The sequence below is a fragment of the Blastococcus sp. SYSU DS0539 genome (assembly GCF_054050855.1).
In genome coordinates this window covers 61,824-82,821 of sequence record NZ_JBJHAF010000014.1, presented here as the reverse complement: position 1 = coordinate 82,821, position 20,998 = coordinate 61,824, and the positions used below count along the sequence as shown (strand labels likewise).

At 74.2% G+C, this 20,998-nt stretch carries 16 protein-coding genes; 5 read left to right on the top strand and 11 right to left on the bottom strand.

Going from position 1 to position 20,998, the window contains the following annotated elements:
* Positions 1-114: 114 nt before the first annotated feature.
* Genes ACI790_RS16705 through ACI790_RS16695 form a run of 3 tightly spaced genes read right to left on the bottom strand, consistent with a single transcriptional unit; the run spans position 115 to position 3,444 of the window.
* The gene (locus ACI790_RS16705; RefSeq protein ID WP_456570911.1) at positions 115-1,599 is read right to left on the bottom strand and encodes a mannitol dehydrogenase family protein; all 1,485 of its coding nucleotides are present in this window, start codon (positions 1,597-1,599) and stop codon (positions 115-117) included.
* On the bottom strand, positions 1,596-2,675 hold the full coding sequence (locus ACI790_RS16700) for a LacI family DNA-binding transcriptional regulator (protein ID WP_456570910.1): 1,080 nt from the start codon (positions 2,673-2,675) through the stop codon (positions 1,596-1,598). The genes ACI790_RS16705 and ACI790_RS16700 overlap by 4 nt, the downstream gene beginning before the upstream one ends.
* A gap of 40 nt (positions 2,676-2,715) precedes the next feature.
* Positions 2,716-3,444, bottom strand: a complete 729-nt coding sequence (locus ACI790_RS16695) for an SDR family oxidoreductase (protein ID WP_456570909.1) — start codon at positions 3,442-3,444, stop codon at positions 2,716-2,718.
* A 219-nt stretch (positions 3,445-3,663) separates the two neighbouring features.
* Here ACI790_RS16695 and ACI790_RS16690 point away from each other — a divergent pair, with 219 nt between their 5' ends.
* The gene (locus tag ACI790_RS16690) at positions 3,664-4,359 is read left to right on the top strand and encodes a nucleoside/nucleotide kinase family protein (protein ID WP_456570908.1); all 696 of its coding nucleotides are present in this window, start codon (positions 3,664-3,666) and stop codon (positions 4,357-4,359) included.
* A gap of 68 nt (positions 4,360-4,427) precedes the next feature.
* Here ACI790_RS16690 and ACI790_RS16685 read toward each other — a convergent pair whose 3' ends face one another.
* Genes ACI790_RS16685 through ACI790_RS16670 form a run of 4 tightly spaced genes read right to left on the bottom strand, consistent with a single transcriptional unit; the run spans position 4,428 to position 8,411 of the window.
* Positions 4,428-5,423: an ABC transporter substrate-binding protein gene (locus ACI790_RS16685; protein ID WP_456570907.1), complete on the bottom strand. Its 996-nt coding sequence runs from the start codon at positions 5,421-5,423 to the stop codon at positions 4,428-4,430.
* Complete coding sequence (locus ACI790_RS16680) at positions 5,420-6,520, bottom strand: ABC transporter permease (RefSeq protein ID WP_456570906.1); 1,101 nt, start codon at positions 6,518-6,520, stop codon at positions 5,420-5,422. The genes ACI790_RS16685 and ACI790_RS16680 overlap by 4 nt, the downstream gene beginning before the upstream one ends.
* On the bottom strand, positions 6,517-7,275 hold the full coding sequence (locus ACI790_RS16675; RefSeq protein ID WP_456570905.1) for an ATP-binding cassette domain-containing protein: 759 nt from the start codon (positions 7,273-7,275) through the stop codon (positions 6,517-6,519). Before ACI790_RS16675 ends, ACI790_RS16680 begins: the two co-directional genes overlap by 4 nt.
* Complete coding sequence (locus ACI790_RS16670) at positions 7,272-8,411, bottom strand: LacI family DNA-binding transcriptional regulator (protein ID WP_456570904.1); 1,140 nt, start codon at positions 8,409-8,411, stop codon at positions 7,272-7,274. The genes ACI790_RS16675 and ACI790_RS16670 overlap by 4 nt, the downstream gene beginning before the upstream one ends.
* Before the next feature lie 247 nt (positions 8,412-8,658).
* Between ACI790_RS16670 and ACI790_RS16665 the strand changes: the two genes are divergently transcribed.
* On the top strand, positions 8,659-9,915 hold the full coding sequence (locus ACI790_RS16665) for an AGE family epimerase/isomerase (RefSeq protein ID WP_456570903.1): 1,257 nt from the start codon (positions 8,659-8,661) through the stop codon (positions 9,913-9,915).
* A gap of 4 nt (positions 9,916-9,919) precedes the next feature.
* Here the strand turns inward: ACI790_RS16665 and ACI790_RS16660 are convergent, their stop codons facing one another.
* On the bottom strand, positions 9,920-10,753 hold the full coding sequence (locus ACI790_RS16660; protein WP_456570902.1) for a class II fructose-bisphosphate aldolase: 834 nt from the start codon (positions 10,751-10,753) through the stop codon (positions 9,920-9,922).
* 195 nt (positions 10,754-10,948) lie between these two features.
* On the opposite strand from ACI790_RS16660, the gene ACI790_RS16655 reads away from it, so the two are divergent.
* Positions 10,949-11,920 (top strand): 1-phosphofructokinase family hexose kinase, encoded by a 972-nt coding sequence (locus tag ACI790_RS16655; RefSeq protein ID WP_456570901.1) that lies wholly within the window; start codon positions 10,949-10,951, stop codon positions 11,918-11,920.
* A complete protein-coding gene (locus ACI790_RS16650; protein WP_456570900.1) occupies positions 11,917-13,305 on the top strand; it encodes an FGGY-family carbohydrate kinase in 1,389 nt (462 codons plus the stop codon). Before ACI790_RS16655 ends, ACI790_RS16650 begins: the two co-directional genes overlap by 4 nt.
* Positions 13,306-13,357: 52 nt before the next feature.
* Here the strand turns inward: ACI790_RS16650 and ACI790_RS16645 are convergent, their stop codons facing one another.
* The gene (locus ACI790_RS16645) at positions 13,358-14,599 is read right to left on the bottom strand and encodes an MFS transporter (RefSeq protein WP_456570899.1); all 1,242 of its coding nucleotides are present in this window, start codon (positions 14,597-14,599) and stop codon (positions 13,358-13,360) included.
* Between the two features lie 265 nt (positions 14,600-14,864).
* Between ACI790_RS16645 and ACI790_RS16640 the strand changes: the two genes are divergently transcribed.
* Positions 14,865-16,415, top strand: a complete 1,551-nt coding sequence (locus ACI790_RS16640; protein ID WP_456570898.1) for an acyl-CoA synthetase — start codon at positions 14,865-14,867, stop codon at positions 16,413-16,415.
* A gap of 937 nt (positions 16,416-17,352) precedes the next feature.
* Here the strand turns inward: ACI790_RS16640 and ACI790_RS16635 are convergent.
* Positions 17,353-18,102, bottom strand: a complete 750-nt coding sequence (locus tag ACI790_RS16635; protein WP_456570897.1) for an alpha/beta fold hydrolase — start codon at positions 18,100-18,102, stop codon at positions 17,353-17,355.
* A gap of 98 nt (positions 18,103-18,200) precedes the next feature.
* On the bottom strand, positions 18,201-20,936 hold the full coding sequence (locus ACI790_RS16630) for an ATP-binding protein (protein WP_456570896.1): 2,736 nt from the start codon (positions 20,934-20,936) through the stop codon (positions 18,201-18,203).
* Positions 20,937-20,998 lie beyond the last annotated feature (62 nt).

The window sequence follows — 20,998 nt, the reverse complement described above, 5'->3', positions numbered from 1 at the left end:
CCACCGGTCGACGAGCAGGTTCAGCAGCAGGCCGGCCGCACCCCAGATCGCGACGACCAGCCGTCCCAGGCCCCTCCCCCGGCCGACGCCGGAACCGCTCCGCCGTCGTGACGGTCACGAGCCGATGATGCGTGCCGTCGCCCCCCGTGCCCCGAACCGGTCCAGCAGCTCCGCCGCCCGCGAGTAGGAGCGCCGGAATCCCTCGTCCTCGGCGAGATCACCGAAGACCTCCCGCACCGCGAGGACGGCCATCGGGTCCTCGTGCCGCGGGGGCAGCAGCGGGGCCAGCCGCTCCGAGCGGGCGTCCACCACGGCGATCGGGTCGCCGTTCTCGTCGACCCCTCCGGCGTACCGGGCCCATGCGGCCACGGCGAGCACCGCCAGGTCGACCGGGCCACCGGCGGCGAGCTGCTCGCGGATCACCGGCAGCACGAACGTGGCGATCCGCTCAGACCCCTCCGCGCAGTTGCGGGCCAGGGTGTCGCTGACCGCGGGGTTCGCGAACCGCTCGAGCAGGGTGCGCCGGTACTCCGCGAGGTCGGTGTCCGGCACCGGCGGAAGAGTCGGCGTGGCCTCGAGCCGCATGTACCGCTCGACCAGGTCGGCGAACAGCGGATCGGCCATCACCTCGTCGACCCGGCGGTACCCGGCCAGGTAGCCCAGGTAGGACAGCACCTGGTGACTGGCGTTGAGCAGCCGGAGCTTCATCAGCTCGTAGGGGCGCACGTCCGCCACCAGCTGGACGCCGACCTCCTCCAGCGGCGGGCGGGTGTCGCTGAACCGGTCCTCCAGCACCCACTGGAGGTACGGCTCGGCCACCACCGGCCACCGGTCGGCCACCCCGGTCTCGGCCGTCAGCCGCCGCCGGTCCTCGTCGGTCGTGGCCGGGGTGATCCGGTCGACCATCGAGTTCGGGAAGGCGACGGAGGCGGCGATCCAGTCGGCCAGCCCGTCACCGGTGTGCTCCTCCTGCAGCCGGGTGAACTCCAGCAGCGTCTGGCGCGTGAGGTCGCCGTTGCCCTCCACGTTGTCGCAGGAGACCACGGTGAACGGTGGCGTCCCGGCCGCGCGCCGCCGGCGCAGCGCCTCGGCGAGCAGGCCGAAAGCGGTCCGGGGGCGTGGAGCCGCGAGGTCGGCGGCCAGCGCGTCGTCGAGCCGGAAGAGGCCGGTGGACTTGTCGGTGCTGTAGCCGCCCTCGGTGATGGTCATGGAGACCAGCCGGGTCTCCGGCGCAGCCATCGCCGCCAGCACCGCATCCGGATCGTCGTCCAGCAGCAGGAGCTCCAGCAGCGAACCGACCACGGTCGGCTCGATCGACCCGTCCGCCGCCTTCAGCACCACCGTGTAGAGCCCGTCCTGGGCCCGGAGCGCCGTGTGCAGCGGCCGGTCGGCGGCGAGCACCCCGACGCCGGTGATCCCCCACTCCGCGTGCCCGAGCGCCAGCAACCGGTCGAAGTAGACCGCCTGGTGCGACCGGTGGAACGCGCCGACGCCCAGGTGGACGACGCCGCTGCCGGCCGCGGCGCGGTCGTAGGCCGGCCGCCGCACCACCTCGGGCAGTGCGGCCAGGGTCGTCCGGCTCAACGGGGTGGCGGTCACGGCGGGAGCTCCTCTGCGAGCGGTGGTGCGGGGTCGGCGGAACAGGGCCCGGTGTCCGGCTGCGGGCACGAGGACGGGAACAGGGTCGCCGCGTCCGCCGGCGACCAGCACGACCGGCGCCGCACGAGGCGGACCGGGAGGACGGTGTGCCGGCGGAACCGGCGCTGGGGCGCCCCGAGCCGCTCGACCACGCGCTCGGCGGCCAGCCGCCCGAGCGCGGCCGGGTCCTGGTCGATGACCGTCAACGCCGGCGAGAGCATGTGCGCCATCGGGAAGTCACCGAAGCCGACGAGGGCCACGCTGCTGCCGGCCAACGCGGGGACGAGGGTCATCGTCGTCCGGGCATCGCCGGTGATCAGCGCCGTCGGTGGCCGGGCGGCCGAACGGAGCCGGTTGACCACCTGCTGCGCACTCTCCGGGTTCCCGGCACCGAACGCGAGCAGCTCGTCGCTCGGCTGCAGCCCCGCCTCCGCCAGTGCCGACCGGTGGCCGGCGAGGCGCTCGACGGTGGTGGTCATCGCCGGGCTGTCCCCGACGAACGCGATCTCCCGGTGCCCGTGGGCGATCAGGTGCTCGGTGGCGAGCCGCCCGCCCGCGTGGTCGTCCCCGGTGAAGGCGTCGGCGGCCAGTCCCCGGGGCGGGCGGTCGACGAAGACGACCGGGAGCCGGCCGGCCCAGGCAGCGAGGTGACCGTGGTCCTGGGACGTCGGCGCCACCACCAGTCCGCTGAGCGACCGGCGCAGCAACGAGTCCAGCGCCCCGGCCTCGCGTCGCGGGTCGTACCCGATGCTGCTCACCAGGACGGCCATGTCGGCACGCGCGGCGACCTCCTCCACCGCCTTGGCCAGGACGGCGAAGAAGGGGTCGGCCAGGTCGGGGACCGCCACCCCCACCACCGGCGGGCGGCCGGTGCGGAAGGTCTGGGCCAGGGAGTTGGGGACGTAGCCCAGCTCGCGCAGCGCAGCGGCCACGCGGGCCCTGGTCTCCGGCAGCACGTGCGGGTCGTCGTTGAAGACCCGGGAGACCGTCTTGGCGCTGACCTCGGCGAGGGCCGCGACGTCCCGCATCGTCGTCATCGCGCTGCGGTCCGCCGCCGACCCGCCCGGGCACCCACGATCAGCGGGCGGTGTAGCCGCCGTCGATGGGCAGCGACACCCCGGTGATCATCGAGGCGGCGTCGCTCAGCAGGAAGACGATCGGCGCGGCGATCTCGTCCTCGGTCGCCCACCGCCCGAGCGGCATCTGGTCGAGGAACGGCCCCTCGATGTCGGGCCGGCCCCAGTACCACGCCGACATCTCGGTCATCACGACGGTCGGGTTCACACTGTTCACCCGGATCCCGTGCCTGCCGAGCTCGAGCGCCGAGACGCGGGTGATGTTGTCCAGCGCCGCCTTCGATGAGCCGTAGGAGATGTGGCCGGCCAGGGCCACCAGGCCGGCCTGGCTGGAGACGTTGACGATGGCACCGCCCCGGCCCAGCCGGATCATCGAGGCGGAGGCGTACTTCGTCACCAGCAGCGCGCCCCGGGCGTTGATGCTGATGACCTTGTCGAAGACGTCGATGTCGGTCTCCATCGGCGTCGCGATCTCACCGCCGAAACCGCCGCAGTTCACCACGCCCCACAGGTCCAGCCCCTCGAGCGCCGAGCGGACGCTCTCCTCGGAGGTGAGGTCGAACGCGAGCGGGCGGGCACCGGTCCCGGCGGCGAGCTCCTCCAGGGTCTCGATCGAACGACCGCTGGCGATGACGTCGGCGCCGGCGGCCAGCAGTTGGCGGACGGTGGCTCCACCGATGCCGCCGGTGGCTCCGGTGACCAGCACGGTGCGGCCGTCGAAGTCGGTCATGGGGGCGCATCTCCTCAGCAGGTGGCGGCGCGGTCGTGCACCGCCGCGCGAGCGCCGGTCCGCGTGCCGATGCAACCACACGCCGACCGCCATGTCACCGGTGACATGAGGATCCGTCGTCCGCGTTGACGGCCGGGTCGGGCCTCTCTACGGTCCTCGGTGGCCCGACTGCGCCCACCCCGCGCCGTAGCCGGCAGCCGGACCGAGAGGACGTGGACGGTGCAGGAGCAGGCTCTCCCCGGCGCGGGCCCCCCGCCGGTCGTCCGCGCGACGGTGCAGCAGCTGGTCGACCGGGCCGCTGCCCTGGCGGTTGCCGGCACCCGGCGCATCCTCGGCATCACCGGCGCCCCCGGGGCGGGCAAGTCGACGCTGTGCGCGGCCCTGCTCGACTCGCTCGGTGCGCGGGCGGCCCTCGTCGGGATGGACGGGTTCCACTACGCCAACGTGGAACTCGGGCGGCTCGGCCGCGGCGACCGCAAGGGCGCGCCGGACACCTTCGACGTCGACGGCTACGTCGCCCTGCTCCGCCGGTTGCGGACGCCGCCCGCCGCGCCGGTCTACGCACCGCTGTTCGACCGCGCCCTCGAGGAGCCGATCGGCAGCGCCGTCCCGGTCGACCCGGCCACTCCCCTCGTCCTCACCGAGGGGAACTACCTGCTCCTGGAGGAGCACGGCTGGTCGGCGGTGCGCGCCTGCCTGGACGAGGTCTGGTACCTCGACGTCCCACCCGACGTGCGGGAGCGGCGCCTGCTCCGTCGGCGGCGGTCCTACGGCCACGAGCCACAGGCGGCCGAGGACTGGGTGCGCTCCGTCGACGGGCGCAACGGCCGCATCGTCGAGACGTCGCGGTCGCGCGCCGACCTCGTGGTGCACCTCGACGTCCCCGAGGACGCCTGGGACGACGTCGCCGGCTGAACCCGGGCACGGACGCACGACGCCCCGCCCCTCGCGAGAGGGACGGGGCGCCGTGCGTCGCCGGTGGATCAGCAGTCGGAGCGGTACACCGCGTCCTGGTTGTCGGCCAGGTTCTCCTGCGTGAGGATCGTGAACCCGGTCTGGATCTCGGCCTCGGGCTCCTCACCGTTCAGCGAAGCGACGACCTGCTCGAGGCCCTGCCGGCCGATGTCGGCCGGCTGCTGGGCGACGAGGGCCTGCACGGTGCCGTTCTCCAGCGCCTCCACCTGGGCCGGGCCGGCGTCGAACCCGACGACGGTCACCTGCTCCGCGGCATTGGCCTGGCGCAGCCCCGTCGCGGCGCCCTCCGCCGCGAACAGGTTCGTGCCGAAGATCCCGACCAGGTCCGGGTGCGCCTGCAGCGTCGAGGTGACGATGCGGGCACCCTCGGCGACCTGGTTCTCCGCGTACTGCGTGGGCAGGGCGGTGAACTTCGGGTCCTCGGCCAGGGCCTCGAGGAAGCCCTGGATCCGCAGCTCGTTGGTGCTGATCCCGGGCTCGTGCCCGACGACGAGGACCTTGCCGCCGTCGGGGTTGGCCTCCTGGATCGCCTGGAACGCCGCGGCCCCGCCACCCAGGTTGTCCGAGGCGACCTGGGTGACCGCCATGGACGGGTCCTCCAGGGTCGTGTCGACCAGGCCGACGGTGATCCCGGCATCCGCGGCCGCCTGGATCGGGCGGTACATCGCGGTCACGTCGGTCGGGGCGATGAGCAGCCCGTCCGGCGCGCTGGCCACGACGCTGTCGACGATCGGGGTCTGCAGCGCGGGGTCGAACTGCTGGGGGCCCTGGGTGGTGACCTCGACGCCGAGCTCCTCGGCCGCCTCCTGGATCCCGCACTCCATGGTGATGTAGAACTCGTCGCCCGCGACGCCCTGGACGAAGGCGATCTCGTAGGCGTCCGACCCACCCCCGCCGCCGCCCCCGCCCGCGCCGCCGTCCCCGGCGTCGTCACCACCGCAGGCGGCGAGGCCGAGGGCCAGTGCCGAGATGGCGGCGATCCTGGCAGTGATGCTTCTGTTCACTGTGCTTCCTTTCGACGGGCCCCTTGGGGGCGGGAGAACCGGGAGAGCAAGGACGTGCGACTGCTCGCTCCGCGGCTAGCGGCGGCGCGGCGGACCTGGTCGACGTAGACCGCGGCGATGAGGAACGCACCGACGACGACCTGCTGCCAGAAGGGCTGGACGCCCATGATCACGAAGCCGTTCTGCAGGACGGCGGGGATGAAGAGGCCGATCACCGTGCCGGCGATCGTGCCGATCCCGCCGAAGAGGCTCGTGCCGCCGATGACGACACCGGCGATGACGTTGAGCGCGGTGTTCGACTGCCCGGCGATCGTGGTCGACGAGAAGAAGGCGAGGTTCAGGATCCCGGCCAGGCCGGCGCAGAAGCCGGCCAGCGTGTAGACGAGGATCAGATGCCGGTCGGCCTTCACGCCGACCCGTCGCGCGGCCTCGTCGTTGGAGCCGACGGCGTAGGTGTAGCGGCCGAACCGGGTGCGGTGCAGGATCACCGCGCCGACGACGATGACGAACAGCGCGATGAGCGACAGGTAGGGGATCTGGCCGAACAGCCGCCCGAACCCGATCGTGTCGGTCAGCACCGTGGGGGCGCCACGCAGGTCGATGCCGCCGGTGAGGATCTGCGCGGCGCCCAGCGCCATGCCCAGGGTTCCGAGGGTGACGATGAGCGGCGGCACCTTCAGGCGGGCGACGACCACGCCGTTGAACAGGCCCCACAGCGTGCCCGAGGCACAGGCGGCCAGGGCACCGATGATCGACACGCCGACGCCCTGCCCGCCCAGCGCCTCCATGACCTTGGCCGCGACCACCCCGCTGAAGACGAGCACGCTGCCGACGGACAGGTCGATGCCCCCGGTGATGATGATGAACGTCATCCCGACGCCGATGATCGCCAGGATCGAGACGTTGACGACGACGTTGCGGAAGTTGTTCACCGACAGGAACGCGTCGGGCTCGGCGATGCTGAACAGCACGATGAGGATGAGAAGCACGCCGAGGATCTGGAACGCCTGGGCGCCCACGAGGCGCTGCAGCGGGGTCTTCGGCCGTTCCTCGTCGGCGGGTGCGGCGTCCTGCTCCGGCTCCGTCGCGGTGGTCATGCCGCCTCCTGGCTGATCGCGCCGGTCATGGCCCCCACCAGTTCCTCCATCGAGGTCTTCTTGGCGTCGTAGGTCGCCACCCGGCGACCGAGTCGCAGCACCTGGATGCGGTCGGCCACCTCGATCACATGGGGCATCGAGTGGCTGATGAGGACGACGGCGATGCCGCGGTCGCGCACCCGCCGGATCAGGTCGAGCACGTTGCGGGTCTGCACGACGCCGAGGGCAGCGGTGGGCTCGTCGAGGAAGATCACCCGGCTGGCCCACGCGGCGGCGCGCGCGACGGCGATCTGCTGCCGCTGCCCCCCGGACATCGCGCCGACGGGCGCGGAGAAGTCGCGCACCGTCGCCCCGAGGTCGGCGAACGCCCGCTGGGTCTTCTCCTTCATCTCGGCGTGGTCCATGAAGCCCAGCCGCCCCAGCAGGCCGGACCGCATGACCTCCCGGCCCAGGTACATGTTCTGCACCGGGTCGAGGTGCGGGGCGAGTGCGAGGTCCTGGTAGACCGTCTCGATGCCCAGCGCGCGGGCATCGGCCGGGGTGTCGATCGTGACCCGCTTCCCGTCGCTGTACAGCTCGCCCGAGTCGACCGCGAGCGATCCGGACAGCGCCTTGACCAGGGTGCTCTTCCCGGCGCCGTTGTCGCCGATGAGGGCGACCACCTCGCCGGGGTCGATGTCGAAGTCGGCGCCGTCCAGGGCACGGACGTGCCCGAACTCCCGCCGGAGGCCCCGGGCCTCGAGGGCGGGGGTCATCGCGCCCTCTCCTGTGCGTGTGGCGACGTCATGGTCGACGTCCTCCCTCCTGCTCCGTTGTGTGCCCAGTCCTGCTCCCTGCCCTGGCCCAGGGCGAGGTCATGGTCGTGCGGCCGACGCCGCGCCGGGCCCGCCCGCGGCGGCAGCTCGCCGGAGCCGCGCGGCACCAGGCGCACCGGCACCGTGACCGTCTCCGCCGGGGCATCGAGGTCGTCGAGCCGGGCGAAGAGCCGCTCCGCCGCGGCACGGCCGATGACCTCGGGGTCGTGGTCGATCACCGTGATCGCCGGTACCAGCGAATCGGCCATCGGGAAGTCGTCGAAGCTGACGACCGCTACGTCGGTGCGCCCGCGGCCGTGCAGCAGCGGCACCAGCCCCAGGGAGCAACGCATGTTGGAGGAGAAGATCGCCGTGGGTGGCTGCGGGCCGGCGAGCAGCCGCTCGGCCGCCGTGCGGGCCTCTCGGGCCGATCCGGCACCCACGGCGACGAGCGCCTCGTCGTCGGCCAGCCCGCGCGCGGCCAGCGCCCGGCGGTAGCCGGCCAGCCGCAGCCGGGTCGTCGGGTTGCGCAGCTCGGACCCCAGGAAGGCGACCCGGCGGTGGCCGGTGTCGAGCAGGTGGCGGGTCGCCATCTCCCCGGCGGCGAGGTCGTCGACCAGGACGGCGTCGCTGACCAGCCCCTCCGGGAGCCGGTCCACGAACACGATCGGCGTCCGCCGGCCCGTCCCGGCGAGGTAGGCGTGGCTCTGCGCCATCGGGGCGACGATGAGGCCGGCGACCTGGCGGACGAGCAGGCTCTCCACGATCACCGACTCCCGCTCCGGCTCCTGGTTGCCGACGCTGGAGACCATCACCGCCAGGCCCCGCTCGTGGGCCGCCTGCTCGACAGCGCTGGTGAGCCGGGCGAAGAACGGGTCGGCGAGGCTCTCGACGACCAGTCCGACCACGTCGGTGCGGCCCACGCGCAACGACCGGGCCACCAGGTTGGGCTGGAAGCCCAGGTCGGCGATCGCCTGCTCGACCCGGGCCCGCGTAGCGGGCGTGACGTGGGCGTCCCCGTTCACCACCCGGGAGACCGTCTTCGCGCTGACCGCCGCGATGCGCGCGACATCACGCAGCGTGACGCGATCAGGCACGACCGCCACCCCGGCGTGCACCCGTCAGGACCGTCCCCAGAGGGGGCGGAGCCGGAACGGGAACTGGCACGGCACGCACCTTTGCGAGTCGAGAATCGGTCAGCGAGTGACCCGGGACATGCAACAACCGCTTTGTCATCGATGTCAAGCCGTCGATATCTAGTCGAAACCCAGCCGACGCGGAGGGCTAGTGTCGCTCGACCGATCGCTCCAGCCCGGCCGAGACGGCCGATCCCGAGGAGGACGCATGACGATCTCCGGTGACTCCCCGCAGTCAGGCTCCTGGACCTCCCTGCCGGCCCACCGCGCCTGGCTGGACGGCGAGGGGGACCGGCTGCTCACCTTCGCCGAGGCCGCCGCCGGCGGCGCCGTGACCGGGTTCGCCTGGCTCGACGACGACGGCCGCCCCGACCCCACGCAGCCGCCGCAGCTGTGGATCACCGCCCGGATGACGCACGTCTTCGCCCTCGCCTGCCTGCGCGGGCGCCCCGGCGCCGCCGTGCTCGTCGACGCCGGGCTGGCCGCGCTGACCGGCCCCTTCCGGGACGCCGAGCACGGCGGCTGGTACTCGTCGCTGGCCGCCGACGGGGCACCCGCGGCCACGGACAAGTCCGCCTACGACCACGCCTTCGTCGTCCTGGCCGCCGCCAGCGCCACCGCCGCCGGTCGGCCGGGCGCCGCAGACCTGCTGCAGGAGGCGCTCTCGGTGGTCGAGCAGCACTTCTGGTCGGCCGAGGAGGGCCGGGGCATGGAGAGCTGGGACCGGACCTGGTCGCAACCCGAGGCCTACCGCGGCGCGAACAGCAACATGCACACGGTCGAGGCCTTCCTCACCGCGGCGGCCGTCACCGGCGACGACCGGTGGCTCGCGCGAGCCCTCAGCATCGCCGAGGGGCTCGTGCACACGGCGGCCCGGGAGAACGGCTGGCGGCTGCCCGAGCACTTCGACCCCCAGTGGCAGCCGCTCCCCGACTACAACACCGACCGCAGGAACGACAAGTTCCGCCCCTACGGCTCCACCCCCGGCCACTGGCTGGAGTGGTCCCGGTTGCTGCTCCACCTGGAGGCGGCCCTGGGTGCCGACGCCCCCGACTGGCTGCTGCCCGACGCCCGCAGCCTGTTCGACGCCGCCGTCGAGGTCGGCTGGGCGGCCGACGGCGAGCCCGGCTTCGTCTACACACTGGACTGGGCGGACCGACCGGTCGTGGCCTCCCGGCTGCACTGGGTCCTCACCGAGGCCATCGGCGCGGCAGCCGCGCTGGTCCAGCGCACCGGCGACGCGCAGTACGAGCGCTGGTACCGCACGTTCTGGGACGAGGCCGCGACCCGCTTCATCGATCGGGAGCGCGGCAGCTGGGTGCACGAGCTGCCCGTGGGGGACGCGGAGGCCGTCTGGTCGGGCAAGCCGGACGTCTACCACGCCTACCAGGCCACGCTGCTCCCCCAGCTCCCGCTGGCCCCCGTGCTCGCCGCCGCCCTCCGTTCGGAACTGGGCGAGCCCTGACCGGTCACTCCGCGAGGAGGCGGACCAGCCGCTCGACCTCCCGCGCGGTCGCCGTCCGGGCGGCCCCGAGGTACTTCCGGGGGTCGACGAGCGAGGGGTCGGCGGCGAGGGCCTCGCGGACCGCCCGGGTGAACGTCCCGTTCAGGTGCGTGGAGATGTTGATCTTCGTCATCCCCGCCGCGACGGCCTCCCGCAGGTGGTCGTCCGGAACGCCGGAGGAGCCGTGCAGCACCAGCGGCACCGGCACGGCGGACCGGATGGCGGTGATCAGGTCCAGGTCGAGCTGCGCGGTGCGCGTCGTCATGGCGTGCGAGCTGCCCACCGCCACCGCGACCGCGTCGATCCCGGTCGCCTCGACGAACCGGGCGGCATCCTCCGGCCGGGTGCGCACGCCGGGCGCGTGGACGCCGTCCTTGCCCCCGATCTCGCCGATCTCGGCCTCCACCGAGACGCCGCGGCCGTGCGCCCGTTCGACGACACCTCGGGTGGTGGCGAGGTTCTCCTCGACCGGCAGCGTCGAGCCGTCGAACATCACCGACGTGAATCCCAGCGCCAGGGCCTGCGCCACCAGCTCGAGGTCGGTCGCGTGGTCCAGGTGCACCACGACCGGGACCGCGGCCGCGTCGGCGATGGCGAGCATGGCGCTGCCGACCGGTGCGAGCGCCCCGTGGTACCGCACCGCGTTCTCGCTCAGCTGCAGCACCGTGGGCCGGCCGGCCGCCTCCGCACCGGCCACGATGGCCTCGGCGTGCTCTACCTGGATGACGTTGAAGGCGCCGAGGCCGCTGCGGCCGTGCGCGGCCGTGGACAGGACGTCGGTCAGTGCTGCGCGTGGCACGGAGAGCTCCTCGGGTCGGTCGTCCCCCCGGCAGCGTCCGGGCGTGCCCAGGGGTGGCGGGACGGGCCCGCGCGGTCCCGGGGTGTCGCTCCCCCACGACCAGCGCCCTCAGCCCGGCGGCGAACGTAGCAGCCGCTCCTCCACAGCCCGTTCCGCTGCCCACCGTGCTCACCCCCGACTCGTCCAGGAGGACTCGTGCACGAACGTCCCACCGGCCCGACGGTCCACGTCGTCAGCCCGAACCCTGCGCAGGACCGGCTGCAGGTGGTCCCCCGGCTCCTGATCGGCGAGGTGAACCGCGCCACGGAGGTCGTCAGCCGGCCGGGCGGCAAGGGCATGATCGTCGCCCGCGGCGTGGTGCGACTGGGCGGCCGGGCGACGGTGCACGGCTTCGTCGGCGGGTCGGTGGGCGCGCAGATCTCGGCCGGCTGCCGGGAGCTCGGCATCGAGGACCGGCACGTCCCCATCGACGGGGAGACCCGGGTCAGCACGGTGCTCGTGGACAGCGCCACCGGCGCCTCCACCGTCATCAACGAGCCGGGCCCCGAGGTGCGCCCCGACGAGGTGGATGCGCTGGTGGAGGGGCTGCTGGACGCGGTACGGCCGGGGGATCTGGTGGTCTGCACCGGCAGCCTGCCGCGTGGCGCCCCGGCCGACCTGTACGCGCGGTGCGTCACCGCACTGCGCGGTCGCGGGGTCCTTTCCGTCGTCGACACCTCGGGGCCGGGTCTGGCCCTGGCCGTCCGGTCGGGCCCCGACGTGCTGAAGGTCAACGAGGACGAGCTGCGGGCCGACGCCGGCCTCACCGGGCCCGGCGAGGTCGCTGAGCTGCCCACCCTGATGGGGCGGGTCCTGGACGCCGGGGTCGGGGCTGTCGTCGTCACCCGTGGCGCCGCGGGCCTGTCCTACCGTTCGGCCACCGAGGGATGGGACGTGGCGAGCCCGTCCGTGCCGGTGGTCAACGCCACGGGCTCCGGGGACATGATGCTGGCCGGCTTCGTCACGTCCCTGGCACGCGGGGACGACCGCGCGTCGGCGCTGCGCACCGGAGCAGCCGCGGGGGCCGCGAACGCGGCCCGGCTCGAGCCCGACCTCAGCGGGCCCGACGAGGTCGCCGAGCTGCGGGCGCACGCCGTCGCCAGCGCCGTCCCGGGGATCCGCGGATGAGCGCGACCTTCCTCGGGATCGACGTCGGCACGACCCGCACCAAGGCGGTGCTGCTCGCACCGGACGGCGTCGGCGTCCTCGCCACGGCCGCCGCCCCCACCCCCCAGGGGGTCGTCGGAGGCGTCACCGTCCACTCCCCGCAGGCGATCCGCGACGTGGCGGTCGACGCGGCCCGGCGTGCCCTCGCCGAGGCCGGTGCCGAGGCGCGCGCCGCGCTGGGCGGCATCGCCGTGACGTCGGTCGGCGAGGAGGCGGTGCTGCTCGACGCCGCCGGGCGGCCGGTCGGGGACGTGCCGACCTGGTTCTCCGGCGTCGGGCACGCCCCCGCCCGCGAGCACGCCGCCGAACTGGACCGGCGCGCTCCGGTCACCGGGCTCCGGCATCCGGAGTACACCGTGCACACGCTCGCCTGGTGGTCGCGTGCCCGCCCGGACCAGGCGCGGTCCGCCGTGACCCTGACCGATCTGGGCAGCTGGCTGCTGTCCTCCCTGGGCCCCGGCGACCTGGTGATGGACCACTCGCACGCATCCCGCACCGGGTTGTTCGACGCGCCCACCCGCTCGTGGCGCCCCGACGGGCTGGACGTGGTCGGGATGGGCGGGCTGGCCCTGCCCCGGTTGGTGCCGTCGGGAACGGTGATCGGTGAGCTGGGCGCCGAGGCGGCGGAGCAGTGGGGCGTCGCACCCGGCGTGCCCCTGGTGACCGGCGGGCACGACCACTTCTGCGGCGCCCTGGCCGCGGGGGCCCGCTCCCCCGGCGACCTCTTCGTCTCGGCCGGGACCTCCGAGGCCCACCTGCTGGTCACCGACTCGCTCGACCCCGCGGCGACGGCCGGCAGCGAGGTCGGCTGCTTCGTCGCCGACGGGCTGTTCTACCTGCACGCCGCGCTCCCCTCCGGAGGGCTGTACCTGTCCTGGACCCGGCTGCTGGGCCTGGACCCGGCCACGCCGCTGGACGACCTGCTCGGCCACGAGCCGGTCGGCAGCCGCGGCGTCCGCGGGGAGATCTCCGCCGACCGCCGGCTGTCCCTCACCGGCGTGCCGCTGGAGGTCACCGCCGCGACGCTCCTGCGCGCCCTCATGGAGACCACCGCGGTGGCGTCCCGGGATCTCACCCGCGACCTCAGCCGAACCGCCGGTCGCGCCGTCGTCCAGCGCCTGCTGGCCGGCAGGCCGACGGAGTCGGCGGCCTGGCGGGAGATCCGCACGGCGGTCGGGGAGGGCGCCGCCGCATTCGTCGACGCGGACGAGGCGACGGCGCTGGGTGCCGCCCACCTGGCCGTGCGGGCGGTGACCGGGACCCTTCCCCCGCCGGTCCCCCGGCGCCGTCCCGATCCCGACCCGTCCCCGGCCCGCCTGCTGGAGTACCGGCGCGCCCTGGGCTGAACCGGACGGCGGACGCCGACGCTCCGGGTCGTCCCCGAGCGCGGGCCGTCGGCTAGGGGGTCGAGTCCACCGGGGACGCGGTCGGGACGGTGAGCACCACGGCGGTGGCCACCGTCCCGATCGCCAGGGCCGCCACGATCACCGGCAGGTACTCCCCGGTGGCGCCGATGACCCCGCCCGCAGCCGGGGGTCCGATCGCGGACCCCAGCGCCGCGGAGGTGTAGAGGATGCCGAGCAGCCCACCGAGTCCCCGCACCCCGAAGAGGTCGGCGACCAGGGCCGGGCCGAGCGCGACGAATCCGCCGTACCCGACGCCGAGGAGCGCGGCGAAGACGACCAGCCGCGGATAGCCGGGCGCACCGAGCCACAGCAGGAAGCTGCCGGCCATCAGGGCGAAGCAGGCCTGGTAGGTGCGGAGAACCCCGGTACGCGCGGCGGCGGCGCCGAGAGCCAGCCGGCCCACGATGCTGGCCGCGCCGATGATCCCGACCAGCGTCGCCGCCGCCACCTCCCCCGCACCCCGGCTCGCGGCGTACGCCGGCAGGTGCACGAACGGGACGAACAGCACGATCGAGAGCAGCAGCCCGCCCACGTAGAGGCGCACGTACGCCGGGGTCCGCAGGCGCGGGAGCAGCGGCACCGCGTCGCCCTCGGTGGCTGCGGGGGCGGCGCGGACGAGCAGTGCGCACCCGACGAGCGCGACCGTGCTGATGGCCGCGAGGACGAGGTAGGCGTCCCGCCAGCCGTGGCGGGTGATGAGGTCGGCGGCCAGCGGGGCGACCAGCAGCGTGCCGAGGCCGATGCCGGACACGGCGATGCCGACCGCGAGGGTGCGCCGCCGGGTGAACCACCCGCCCACCACGGCCACCAGCGGCACGTAGCTGCAGGCCACCCCGAGCCCGACGCCGAGCCCGTGTCCCAGGACGGCGTGCCACAGCTCCGTGGCGGCGGAGGTGAGCACGAGACCGAGACCCATCGCGAGGGCTCCGACGAGCACCACCCGCCGGGGCCCGAACCGGTCGACCGCCGGGCCGGAGAGGGCGCCGAGGCCGAAGAGGGCCATCGTGGTCAGGGAGAAGACGGCGGCGGTGGCCCCGGGCCCGGACCCGAGCGCCTCGCTCATCGGGAGCAGGAACGCGCCGAAGCTGTAGGCCACGCCGAAGCTGGTGAACATCGCGACGAAGGCCGCTGCCACGACCGACCAGGCCCGCGGACCGTCCGGCAGTTCGGGTGCGCCGGGTGCGGACGCCGGGCGGGACGGCGGCCGTCCGTGCGGCAGCGGGGCGCTGGTCACGACCGCAGCACGACGTCGACCATTCGCACGGCCCCTGCCACGGCACCCCCATCGGTCGCTGACGGCTGAGCAGAACGTACCCGTGATGCGGACCGGCCGTCCCCGCCTGAGCAGCGCCGCACCTCTCCTGCGACCGAACCGGTCCGACGTCGCCGAGCCGGACCGGGTCGGATGTCGGCCACCTCACGCAGCGCGTGCCGGAGGCCCTAGCCTCGCGGGTGCCGACCAGAGCCCGCCAGGGCGACGCCCACTCCGGAGGTCCACCGTGCCGTTCCCCGGCGCCCACGCGGCGACGACGCCCGACAAGCCCGCTGTGGTCATGGCGGGCTCGGGCGAGACGCTCACCTACGCAGAGCTCGAGGAGCGCTCCACCCGCCTGGCGGCCCACCTGCGGGGGCTCGGCCTGCAGCGCGGCGACGTCGTCGCGTTGCTGACCGACAACCGACCCCAGGCCAGCGAGGTGTACTGGGCCTGCCAGCGGGCGGGGCTGTACGTCACCGCCGTGAACTGGCACCTGACGCCCGCGGAAGCCGCGTACATCGTCGACGACTGCGGCGCGACCGTGCTGATCGCATCGGCCGGACTCGGAGACCTCGCCCGGGACGTGCTGGCCGGTGCGCCGGCGGTGCGTCACGCGCTCGCCTACGCCGGTGACGTCGAGGGGTTCGGGGACTACGAGGCCGCACTGGCCGCCGCCGATCCCGTGCCCCCGGCCGACCAGCCGCGCGGCGCCGACCTGCTCTACAGCTCCGGCACGACCGGCCGGCCGAAGGGCATCAGACCGGCGCTGCCGGATCGGCAGGTGACCGAGCCGGGCGATCAGCTCACCGCTGTCTTCGGCGGCCTGTACGGCTTCGGGCCCGACACCGTCTACCTCTCCCCCGCGCCGATCTACCACGCCGCTCCCCTGCGCTTCGTCGGCATCATCCAGTCCGTCGGCGGGACCGTGGTGATGATGGAGTCCTTCGACGCGGAGCGCGCGCTCGCGGCCATCGACCGGTTCCGGGTCACGCACAGCCAGTGGGTGCCGACGATGTTCGTGCGGATGCTCAAGCTGCCCGAGGAGGTGCGCGAGCGCTACGACGTCTCGAGCCTGCGCTGCGCCGTGCACGCCGCCGCACCGTGCCCGGTCCAGGTGAAGCGGGCGATGATCGACTGGTGGGGCCCGGTGCTCTACGAGTACTACGCGAGCACCGAGGCCAGCGGCGGCACGTTCATCGACAGCGCCCAGTGGCTGGCCAAGCCCGGGTCGGTCGGGCACGACGGCGTCATGGGCATCGCGCACATCGTCGGCGAGGACGGCGGCGAACTCGGACCCGGTGAGGTCGGCGTCGTCTACTTCGAGCGCGAGGAGATGCCGTTCAACTACCACCACGACCCGGCGGCCACGGCGGCGGCCCAGCACCCGGACCACCCGAACTGGACGACGGTGGGCGACATGGGCTACCTCGACGAGGACCGCTTCCTGTTCCTCACCGACCGCCAGTCGTTCATGATCATCTCCGGTGGGGTGAACATCTACCCCCGCGAGGTCGAGGACGTGCTGGTGCTGCACCCGGCGGTCACGGACGTGGCGGTGATCGGCGTGCCCGACGAGGAGATGGGCGAGGCGGTCACCGCCGTCGTCCAGCTCGCCGAGGGCGAGGCGTCCTCCGACGAGCTCGCGGCGGAGCTGATCGGCTACGCCCGCGACCGGCTGGCGCACTACAAGTGCCCGACGTCGGTGGACTTCGTCGAGCAGCTGCCGCGCACCCCGACCGGCAAGCTGCGCAAGCACGTGCTGCGACAGAAGTACTGGCCGGCGACCGCCAGGTGAGGACCGCGCCCACCGGGAGAGGCGGCCCGCCCACGCAGGGCGTCGGCTCGGGGCAACACCCACCACCGACACAGCCCTCAGCAGACGGTCCTGTGACAACTGCGGGTCCTGCGGCGCACACCGCCATCGCGCTCTCGCGGCCGGGCACATCCTCCATCGGACCGGACGACACGACGTGGGCTGAAGCACTACGGACGGCCATCGGCGAAGACGGTCCGGGAACCTGGAGCTTCCACCTAGCGGCAGGTGACTGAGCGCGCCACCGTCACGAAGAACGGCAGCCCGGTGGCCGTCATCCTCGCCGTCGAGGACTACGCGGCTGTCGACCCCGCCCGTCCGCCGCGGCGGTCCCGAGCTCCTCGACGTCGTCGACACCCCCGAGCTGGCGGCCGGCCCCAGCCAGCAGCTCCACGACGTCTCGGCGGCCGGCGTGGACCTCGCCGACACCTACGACGAGGGAACCGTTTAACGACGACCGGCCAGTTCGCAGTTCTCGAAGCACTCGACGGCCGACGGCCATGGCTGTTCCACCGTGCGCGAGTCGTCCTCATGGGCGTACGAACCAGCCTTCGAGGCCCACCGCGGACGCTCAGCCGCCCCGTGCGGCACGCCTCGGAGGACCTGCCGATGGAGGCGCGGGCGTGGTGGCAACTCTGAGTGGTTCAGTCACCGGGTGCCATCTGGCCCGCGTAGTGCTGGAGCCAGCGGAACGGCCAGCACCCACCGCCGCGTCTGCCGGAGCGACTGACGCCCCGTCGGCGACGTCGAGCGCGGCGACCGCCCCCACCCCCGGGCGGAGAGCTGCTTCCGGCGAAGATGCCGATCAGGTCGAGGATCACCGACCTCCTGGCGGTTGGGTGGCGGCGCCGTGCCGACCGCCCCGAGCCGCTCCGTCGGCTGGATCCCGGAGCAGTCGGGACGGTCGTGGTGCGGCGTCTCAGCCGGCTGTCGCGCGGGCGGCCTCGACGATCAGGTCGGCGACCGCGCCGGGCCGGGACACGGCGACGGCGTGGGAGGCGTCGACCTCGACGGCCGTGGACTGCGCGCGCTGGGCCATGAAGATCTGTGCCTCGGCCGGGACCGCGAGGTCCTGCCGGGTGACCAGGGTCCAGGACGGGATCGTCCGCCAGGCCGCCGCCGTGGCCTTCTCCTCCAGCGCCTCGCTGGTGATGGGCCGCTGCGTCGCGATCATCAGCTCGGCGACCTCCGGTGGGACATCCGCGGCGAACACCTGCCGGAACTTGTCCGGCTGGATATACAGGTCGGTCACCGTGCCGCCGCGCCCGTCGGGGACGGGGACGGTGTCCAGCGCGGACCCCAACTCGTTGCCGGGGAACTTCCCGGCCAGCTCACCGGTGCTCTCCCCTTCCTCCAGCAGGAAGCTGCCCACGTAGACGAGCGCCCGGACGCCGGGGTGCCCGTCGGCAGCCACGCTCATCACCGAGCCGCCGTAGGAGTGGCCGGCCACCACGATCGGGCCACGCACCTGGTCCAGGATGCTGCGCAGCTGGTCGGCGTCGTCGCGCAGGCCCCGGAGCGGGTTGGCCGCGGCGATGACCGGGTAGCCGTCGCTCCTGAGCTGCTCGATCACCCCGTTCCAGCTCGCGGACTCGGCGAAGGCGCCGTGCACGAGCACCACGGTGGGCTTCTCCTGGGCCGGCCGGCGCTCGTCGGTGTCCATGGTCATCGTCGTTCCTCTCGATTCGCAGCGACCGGGACGACCGGAGTGGCCGCCTCAGCGCTGATGGATCGACCGTAGGAAGCGCTGCCCCCTCCTCGCGTACGTCAGGTGACCGTCGCGCCGACGGTGGATCGGGCCGGTTCCGGGCCGATCGCGGCCCGCAGGGCCACGCGGGAGGTGATCCCCAGCTTCGGGAAGATCCGGTGCAGGTGCGTGCCGATCGTCCGGTGCGAGAGGTACAGCCGGGCGCCGATCTCCCGGTTGGTCAGGCCCTCCGCGGCGAGCTGCGCGATCAGCAGTTCCTGCGGGCTCAGCCGCTCGCGCGCCTCCGGGGTGCGCGGCCTGCTCTGCTCCCCGGAGGCGCGCAGCTCCTGACGCGCCCGGTCGCCCCAGGCAGCGGCTCCCAGGGCGTCGAAGGTGTCCCGCGCGGCTCGCAGCGGGGCACGGGACTCCGCCGCCCGACGGCACCGCCGCAGCCAGGCCCCGTGGGCCAGCTGCAGCCGGGCGCGGGCGAAGGGCCAGGCACTCAGGTCGGCCGCCAGGGCGGCCGCGAAGAGCTTCTCGGCCTCGTCCTCGGGGGCCAGGAGCGCCCGGCCGTACCGCAGCCCGATGTGCAGCACCGGTGACGGCGTCCGCGCCGCGATCGCCTCGAGGTCCGCCAGGATCGGCTCGACCTCGGCCCGGTGCCCGCTGTGGACGGCGGCCTCCACCAGGTCGCCGACGGCGAAGCTGCGCACCACGGGGTGGTGGGCAGGGTCGGCGGGGTCGGAGAGGCGGACGAGCTGGTCCCAGGCTGCCTGGTGCAGCCCCAGGTTGAGCGCGACCATGCCCCGGGCGAACTGCACACCCGCCAGGACGGCGTTCGAGTCCACGTGCAGGCCGAGCCGGGCCGCCTCGGCGAGGCGTTCCTCGACGTCCTCGGCACCGCAGACCGCGGAGACCACCGACTGGACCACCAGGGCGACGGCCCCCATCAGCGGCTGGGCGGAGTCGGCGGCGAGCCGGGCGGCCACGTCGGCGGCCGTGGCAGCCAGGTCGAACCGCCCGATGTTGAGCGCACTCCATGCCTGCACGGCCAGGGCCCGGCCCAGGAGTCCGAGCCGACCGTCGGCCCGGAGGCCGGTCAGCGCCGACGTCAGGAACTCGACGGCGAGCGGGAAGTCACCCACGACGCTCGCCGCCTCGCCGGCGGCCTGGGCCCGCGCCGCGTCGAGCGGACCGTCGGACACGGCGCGCAACCGTTGGTGCAGCATCGCCCCGCGGTCGAACGGCGCCACGTAGGAGAGCACCTCGAGCACGAGCACGTCGTCCGGTTCGAGTGCCTGCTCGACGACCTCCAGCAGGTGGGCGCGCGCCTCCGCGCCCGGCTCGGCCCACCAGCACCGCAGCGCCGCGGCCCGGAGGAACCGCAGCGCCTGGTCGGCCCGGCCGTCGGCCGCAGCCGCGGCGGCGACCTCGGTCAGCATCCGGGTGCCCGCGCGGACGTCGTGGATGCCCTCCTCGAACCCCTCCCGGATCACCGTCATGCGGGCCCGCTCCCGAGCCGGGACGTCGAGGGCCGCGGTCTCCTGCAGGAGGCGGTCGACGACGTCGGGCCGCCCCCACTCGAAGGCCAGCTCGGCCGCCTGCAGGTAGCGCCGCACCCGTTCCGCCGGGTCCGCGGTCAGTCGGGCGGCGCGCTCGAGCGTCGCCTGCGCGGCGGCCACGCCACCTCGGCGCTGGGCGCGGGCCGCGGCGTTCTCCAGTTCGGCGGCGACAGCGTCGTCCGGCGCATCAGCGGCCGCAGCCCGATGCCAGATCTGCCGGTCGGTGCCGCGCAGCGTCCCGGCCAGTGCGATGTGCGCGCGCTGCCGCTCGGCCAGGGTGGCCCGCTGGCGGATCGCGTGGCGGACCAGCGGATGACGGAAGGTCAGCTTCCCGCCGTCGGCGGCGACGAGCGCGACCTCGACGGCCGAGTTCAGTGCATCCGCAGTGACCTCGGCGCCGCGGAGTGCGGACGCCGCGACCAGTGCCTCCCCCACGTCGCCCTCGTCCTCCAGCGCAGCGACGAGCAGCAGGTCCCGGGTCACGTCGGGCAGCCCGGAGAGCCGGGCCGCGAACGCGTGCTCCAGTCGCGCGGTCAGCGTCAGGGGTGCGCCCTCGTCCCGCGCGCCCTCCAGAGGCAGCTCGGCCAGCGCGAGCGGGTTCCCCGCGGCCACGGCCAGCAGGCGCCGGCGGTCGACCGGATCGAGCTGCGGTGCCCGACGCGCGAGCACGTCCTCGGCGGAGCGAGGGTCCAGGCGCTCCAGGCGGTGCTCGCCCAGTGCCGGGCCGGCGAGGACGGGCGGGAAGCCGTCGCGCTGGGCCGCCACCATCACCACCGCCTCGGAGTCCAGCCGCCGCGCGACGAAGCCGAGGACGTCGGCAGTGGGCCGGTCGAGCCAGTGCGCGTCGTCGATCACCAGCACGAGGGGCTGGTCCGCGGCGCTGTCGCTGATCAGGGTCAGGGCCGCCAGACCGATCAGGAAGAGCTCCGGTGCAGCGTCGTCGGTCATGCCGAACGCCGCCTTCAGCGCGCGCCGCTGCGGGGCGGGCAACCCGGGGAGGCGACCGAGCAGTGACCGGACCAGTTGGTGGAGGCCGGCGAACGGGAGGGTCATCTCGGACTCCACGCCGGTCGTGCTCAGCACCCGTAGCCCGCGTTCGGCCGCGGCTTCGCACACGTGATGGAGGAGCGCGGACTTGCCGATCCCGGCCTCGCCACGGACGAGGACGGCGCCGCCGCGGTACTGCACGCTGCGGAGCAGTCGATCGAGCGCGTCGATCTCCGTGTCCCGGCCCACCAGGCCGGCTGTCGTCACGTCCGCACCCATCAGCGCCCACCACCGTCCGGCTACTGCGCGAGCCCTGCCGGGCGATCCGC

Coding starts and splice junctions, on each gene's coding strand:
- ACI790_RS16700 (WP_456570910.1), bottom strand. CDS start 2,675: ATGACGACGATGCGGGACGTCGCGGCCCTCGCCGAGGTCAGCGCCAAG.
- ACI790_RS16695 (WP_456570909.1), bottom strand. CDS start 3,444: ATGACCGACTTCGACGGCCGCACCGTGCTGGTCACCGGAGCCACCGGC.
- ACI790_RS16680 (WP_456570906.1), bottom strand. CDS start 6,520: ATGACCACCGCGACGGAGCCGGAGCAGGACGCCGCACCCGCCGACGAG.
- ACI790_RS16675 (WP_456570905.1), bottom strand. CDS start 7,275: ATGACCCCCGCCCTCGAGGCCCGGGGCCTCCGGCGGGAGTTCGGGCAC.
- ACI790_RS16665 (WP_456570903.1), top strand. CDS start 8,659: ATGACGATCTCCGGTGACTCCCCGCAGTCAGGCTCCTGGACCTCCCTG.
- ACI790_RS16650 (WP_456570900.1), top strand. CDS start 11,917: ATGAGCGCGACCTTCCTCGGGATCGACGTCGGCACGACCCGCACCAAG.
- ACI790_RS16635 (WP_456570897.1), bottom strand. CDS start 18,102: ATGACCATGGACACCGACGAGCGCCGGCCGGCCCAGGAGAAGCCCACC.